Raw genomic sequence first — 5,425 nt, 5'->3', positions numbered from 1 at the left:
TCGCTAAAATTCGCTTCATAGGCCGGTGCTTTTTTGTTTCGTGTTGGACTCGTAAACCCACGATAACAAAGGATCACTGGCCTATCTTGTTTGGGCGCGGTTCCCAAGCTGAGCAAGGTGCCGATCTCAACACATCGCCCTCAAGAACACCGGGACGTCACCCCCTCAGATCGCCTCGGATATCAACGGACATAACACTCCCACAGCGCCGGATCAAGTTCCCGCAGTCCAGGGATGCTGAGTTTGTCATCGTGCTTCTGGAAAAACTGCTGGCCTGCAATGCCCGATGGAGCGCGCACGAGGGACACGGGTCTTCCCTTCAGGTGCGGAATCATCCACTCGGCAATGCTCTCGTAGTAGCGGACCAGGTCGAGCTTGGTGAGGCCTGTCGACGGGTCGATCACTCGTTCAGGATTGGACACCTTGACTGAGAGACTGAGAGTTTTTCGATCATGCCCGCTCATCGCGCCAAAAGCCCCCTGCTCGTCGTTGCGAATGCTCGCCATAGCCAAGCTATGGCCCACTATCACGTCATAGACCTTGAAGTCTCGCTTGGCCGAATAAGGGCCAAGTGGCACCCCTTTCAAGGACCTTGAAAGGGGTGGTGCCAAGTGGGTCGTCGCGAGCGGCCGCGCCCGTGCGCGCATTCAACGCGAGCCGGCGCAGCGGTAAATTCGCCCTCACTGCGAATCGGGTACTGGGATTGCCCATGATCCAGGACTCAGAGGCCCCGCCAAAGGCGCTTCGTCCGGTTTTCCAACGCCCTGTGCCGAGGAGGTTCTTATGGCCGCGCGCTCCCTCGCTTCACTGACGCTGAGTTTCGGCTTGGTGTCCATTCCGGTCAAACTCTACTCGGCCACCGAAAGTTCGGCCAGCGTCAGCTTCAACCTTCTCACGAAGGAGGGCTCCCGGGTCAAGCAGCAGTACATCTCCGAGACCACCCAGAAGGTCGTCGATCGATCCGAGATGGTCAAGGGCTACGAATTCGAAAAGGACCGCTATGTCCTCTTCAGCCCCGAGGAATTGAAGGCACTGCAGGAAGGGACAAGTCATGCCATCGACATCGTGGCGTTCATTCCCGAAAAGGCCGTCGATCCGATCTTCTACGACAAGGCGTATTTCCTCGCACCTGACAAGCGCGGCGGCAAACCCTACGCGCTTTTGATGGAGGCCATGCGCCAAAGCGGACGCTGCGCACTGGCCAAATGGGCGTGGAAGGGCAAGCAATACGTGGTGCAGGTCAGAGCGGCGGACGACGGCTTGGTTTTGCAGCAACTGCTCTACGCCGACGAAGTGCGATCTCTCAAGGACCTCGACATCGAAAAGGTCGATGTCTCCCAGGGCGAACTGAAGCTCGCGCTGCAACTCATCGATCAGATCTCTGCGGACACCTACGACCCTGAGCAGTTCGAAGACGAAGAGAAGAAGCGCATCCTCGCCGCCATCGACGACAAGATTCAGGGCAAGCAAGTCGTCGCGACAGAGCATCCCGAAGACGCTGGCAGCGCCCAGGTCATCGACATCATGCAGGCCTTGCAGGCAAGCCTCGGCCGCAAGGCAGACACCAAGGCCAAGCCTGCTCCCGCTCGTGCGGCGAAGACGCCGGCCAAGGTGAGCGAGATTCCCGCCACGAAGGAGCGCAAGGGGGCGCTGCGCTCCAATAAGCTTGAGGAAGCCGCGGCAGCCGCTGCACCCGCCCGCTCTCGAGCAAAGAAGTGACGAAAGAGCTTGTGGGGACGTCCTACACCCTGCGCAGCATCCAGGACATTCTGGGCATCTCCCGCGGGGTCATCACCGGACTCATCGGCGCAGGCTTCGTGTCGCCCACGCGCGGGCCGCGCAACGAATATCGCTTCACCTTCCAGGATGTCGTGCTGCTCAAGACAGCCTACGGCCTGCAGGCCGCCCGCATTCCATCGCGAAAGATTCTTCGCTCGCTTCAATACTTGAAGTCGACGTTGCCCGCGGAATTGCCTTTGACGGGGCTGCGCATCACTGCGGTGGGCAACGACGTCGCTGTTCGCGAAGGGGGTGCGCATCGATGTGCAGAGTCCGGCCAGCTTCTGATCGACTTCGAAGTTGCACCAGCAGCAGAAGGCGCGACCGTGATGTTTCTTCAGCGGCAGCCACAGCAAGCTGTCCCGCCCGTCAAAGACGCGAGTGCGTGGTTCGCGCACGGCGAGGATGTCGAGCCGAAGGACAAGGACGCCGCGGAGGCCGCCTATCGACAAGCCTTGGCATTGGCACCCGACTACGCCGACGCATACATGAATCTGGGCGCATTGCTATGCGATGCGGGGCGATGCGAGGAGGCGGTGGAGCTCTGCGATGAAGCGCTTCAATACTGCCTGTGCGCACCGGCCGTGCATTTCAACCGCGCCATCGCACTGGAGGACTTGGGGCGTGCAGAAGAAGCCCTGGCCAGCTACGAGGCGTGCCTGGATCTGTCGCCCGATCTGGCCAACGCGCATTTCAACGCGGCGAGGTTGTACGAAAGGTCCGGGGATTTACAGAAAGCCCTGCGCCATTTCAGCGCATACCGTCGTTTGATGCGATGAACCATTTCCTGTGGACGACCGGCTAGAGCTAGACCGGACAAGCGAATGCAAGGGCATGAAGATGGTTCCTTACGGTGACGATGCCGACCTTAAAGTGCAGCTCACCGGGCTTCTCTCTGACATGCACGACACGGCGGACTTGAGGAACTGCGGCATCACTGACTTCTCGCTGAAGGACGAAGCCAGCGGGCGTTTCTGGAGCGACTACGATAAGTAGCTGCGTCTTACCGCTTCACAACCCACTATCTCGACAGTCATTGTCATAACCCTGGATTCCGCAGTTGTGAGCGCTGCCGATCGGCGCAAAGCGAGCAACGGCGCGGCATACAAGCGGATTCCGCCTGCTGCGCCGAAGTTCCAAATTGGTCAGGTGGCACGCCCGGGAATGCTCAATTGCGACAGCGCTTTGGCGAGCTTTCATGTCGTCAAGTGCGGAAGATAGGATAACTCCAGCACTTCAAAGCGATCTCGGACTGCTTCCAGAGCTGCCCAGCCTGCCTCGCCTATACGGCAGTTGCTTAACTTGAGCGAGGTGATCCTGGTGTTGGCCGCCAGAGCTCGCGCGCCCTCATCGCCGATGTCGTTGTTGGACAGGTCGAGCGAGGTGATCCTGGTGTTGGCCGCCAGGGCTCGCGCGCCCTTGTCGCCGATGTTGTTGGTCGACAGGTGGAGCGAGGTGATCTTGGTGTTGGCCGCCAGGGCTCGCGCGCCCTTGTCGCCGATGTCGGTGTTCCCCAGGTTGAGCGAGGTGATCCTGGTGTTGGCCGCCAGGGCTTGCGCGCCCTTATCGCCAATCCAGTTGCGTTCCAGGTTGAGCGAGGTGATCCTGGTGTTGGCCGCCAGGGCTTGCGCGCCCGCCGCGCCGATCTTGTTGCCGTTAAGGTCGAGCGAGATGATCGTGGTGTTGGCCGCCAGGGCTTGCGCGCCCGCATCGCCGATCTTGTTGTAATCCAAGTTGAGCGAGGTGATCTTGGTATTGGTCGCCAGGGCTTGCGCGCCCGCAGCGCCAATCTTGTTGGAGGTCAGGTTGAGCGAGGTGATCTTGGTGTTGGTCGCCAGGGCTTGCGCGCCCGCATCGCCAATGTCGTTTCTGGTCAGGTCGAGCGAGATGATCGAGGTGTTGGCCGCCAGGGCTTGCGCGCCCGCAGCGCCGATCTTGTTGTATTCCAGGTTGAGCGAGGTGATCTTGGTGTTGGCCGCCAGGGCTTGCGCGCCCGCAGCGCCGATGTCGTTGTGTTGCAGGTTGAGCGAGGTGATCCTGGTGTTGGTCGCCAGGGCTTGCACGCCCTCATCGCCAATGTTGTTGTAGACCAGGTTGAGCGAGGTGATCTTGGTGTTGGCCGCCAGGGCTTGCGCGCCCGCATCGCCGATCCAGTTGTGTTCCAGGTTGAGCGAGGTGATCTTGGTGTTGGCCGCCAAGGCTTGCGCGCCCGCATCGCCGATCTTGTTGTAGGCCAGGTTGAGCGAGGTGATCTTGGTGTTGGCCGCAAGTGCTCGCGCGCCCGCAGCGCCAATCTTGTTGGAGGCCAGATTGAGCGAGGTGATCGAGGTGTTGGCCGCCAGGGCATGCGCGCCTTCATCCCCAATGAGGTTTGTGGTCAGGTCGAGCGAGACGATCTTGGTGTTGGCCGCCAGGGCTTGCGCGCCCGCATTCCCAATGTAGTTTTCGGTCAGGTCGAGCGAGATGATCGAGGTGTTGACCGCCAGGGCTTGCGCGCCAAAAGCAAAGAGCAAGTTGCCTGCCAGATTGAGCGAGGTGATCGAGGTGTTGGCCGCCAGGGCATGCGCGCCCGCCATACCAATGAGGTTTTTGGTCAGGTCGAGCGAGGTGATCTTGGTGTTGGCCGCCAGAGCTCGCGCGCCACCATCATGGATCCCGTTTTCTGTCAGGTCGAGCGAGGTGATCGTGGTGTTGGCCGCCAGAGCTTGCGCGCCCTCATCCTCGATCCTGTTGTGTGCCAGGTCGAGCGAGGTGATCGCGGTGTTGGCCGCCAGAGCTTTCGCGCCCGCCCTACCAATGTGGTTGCGGGTCAGGTCGAGCGAGATGATCGAGGTGTTGGCCGCCAGGGCTTGCGCGCCCGCATCCCCAATGTTGCTGGAGGCCAGGTCAAGCGAGGTGATCGAGGTGTTAGCCGCCAGGGCTTGCACCTCTGCGATACCAAGGAGGCAGTTTTTGGCGATCAGTTTGGTGATGGCACCTTCTACGAACGCCCTTAGCTTTAGGGCCGAAATCAGGTCGTATCGTGTGTGCACCACCAAGGCCTTCACGGGGGGCACAGCGGCACGGGTAGCCTTGCTGACCTGGCGTAACGCCTTCCAAGCGGACAGATCCAGGCGCTTTGCGATGTCGCCCCATATATCGACCGGTAAAGACATCCACTTATCTACCGGTAAAGTTATAGAAGGTGAACTTGGGACGCAGGCCCGCGGGCATTGTCCCGCCTCCTCGGGCTTTCTTTCCCTGATCTTCAACGGCAGATGGCTGGCGATCTGCTGCCCCAATGTCGGATTGGCATGGGTCGACGGCCCCGGGGTTTGACCCGTAAGCATCTTGTTGCCTGGGAGGGGGATCTTCGGGAAGGGCATGCAGTAGTGCAGAAAGAGACAAGATCGTCTTCTCACAGTATGAACACCATAGGGTCGTCGACCCGATTGCCAAACGAACTCTTGCACGATAGGGCGAAGCTCACAAGGCACTGGTCAGTCACGTCGCACGACTTGGCGCTCAGAGGCTGAGAGTTTTTCGATCATGCCCGCTCATCACGTCAAAAGCCCCCTGCTCGTCGTTGCAAATGCTCGCCATAGCCAAGCTATGGCTGCGCTTTGCGCCTGGATCAGGCGCCTTTTGACGTGCTGCTCGGACACGT

The 5,425-nt window shown here is 60.2% G+C and carries 5 protein-coding genes; 3 read left to right on the top strand and 2 right to left on the bottom strand.

The window, feature by feature from the left end; all coding sequences use genetic code 11:
• Window positions 1-182 precede the first annotated feature (182 nt).
• The gene (gene ligD, locus AC30NL_RS07465) at window positions 183-578 is read right to left on the bottom strand and encodes a non-homologous end-joining DNA ligase LigD (protein ID WP_489463379.1); all 396 of its coding nucleotides are present in this window, start codon (window positions 576-578) and stop codon (window positions 183-185) included.
• Window positions 579-783: 205 nt separating this feature from the next.
• Between ligD and ku the strand changes: the two genes are divergently transcribed.
• Genes ku through AC30NL_RS07450 form a run of 3 tightly spaced genes read left to right on the top strand, consistent with a single transcriptional unit; the run spans window position 784 to window position 2,775 of the window.
• Window positions 784-1,719: a non-homologous end joining protein Ku gene (gene ku / locus AC30NL_RS07460; protein ID WP_489463378.1), complete on the top strand. Its 936-nt coding sequence runs from the start codon at window positions 784-786 to the stop codon at window positions 1,717-1,719.
• On the top strand, window positions 1,716-2,558 hold the full coding sequence (locus tag AC30NL_RS07455; RefSeq protein WP_489463377.1) for a tetratricopeptide repeat protein: 843 nt from the start codon (window positions 1,716-1,718) through the stop codon (window positions 2,556-2,558). Before ku ends, AC30NL_RS07455 begins: the two co-directional genes overlap by 4 nt.
• 55 nt (window positions 2,559-2,613) lie before the next feature.
• Entirely contained in the window at window positions 2,614-2,775 is a 162-nt protein-coding gene (locus AC30NL_RS07450; protein ID WP_489463376.1) for a hypothetical protein, read from the top strand.
• Between the two features lie 200 nt (window positions 2,776-2,975).
• Here AC30NL_RS07450 and AC30NL_RS07445 read toward each other — a convergent pair whose 3' ends face one another.
• Complete coding sequence (locus tag AC30NL_RS07445; RefSeq protein WP_489463375.1) at window positions 2,976-4,934, bottom strand: leucine-rich repeat domain-containing protein; 1,959 nt, start codon at window positions 4,932-4,934, stop codon at window positions 2,976-2,978.
• Window positions 4,935-5,425: the final 491 nt, after the last annotated feature.

The sequence above is a fragment of the Rhizobacter sp. genome (genome assembly GCA_021153565.1).
Taxonomy (GTDB): Bacteria; Pseudomonadota; Gammaproteobacteria; order Burkholderiales; family Burkholderiaceae_C; genus Albitalea.
This window is presented reverse-complemented; position numbering and strand designations above follow the sequence as displayed.

Coding starts and splice junctions, on each gene's coding strand:
- ku (WP_489463378.1), top strand. CDS start 784: ATGGCCGCGCGCTCCCTCGCTTCACTGACGCTGAGTTTCGGCTTGGTG.
- AC30NL_RS07450 (WP_489463376.1), top strand. CDS start 2,614: ATGAAGATGGTTCCTTACGGTGACGATGCCGACCTTAAAGTGCAGCTC.
- AC30NL_RS07445 (WP_489463375.1), bottom strand. CDS start 4,934: ATGTCTTTACCGGTCGATATATGGGGCGACATCGCAAAGCGCCTGGAT.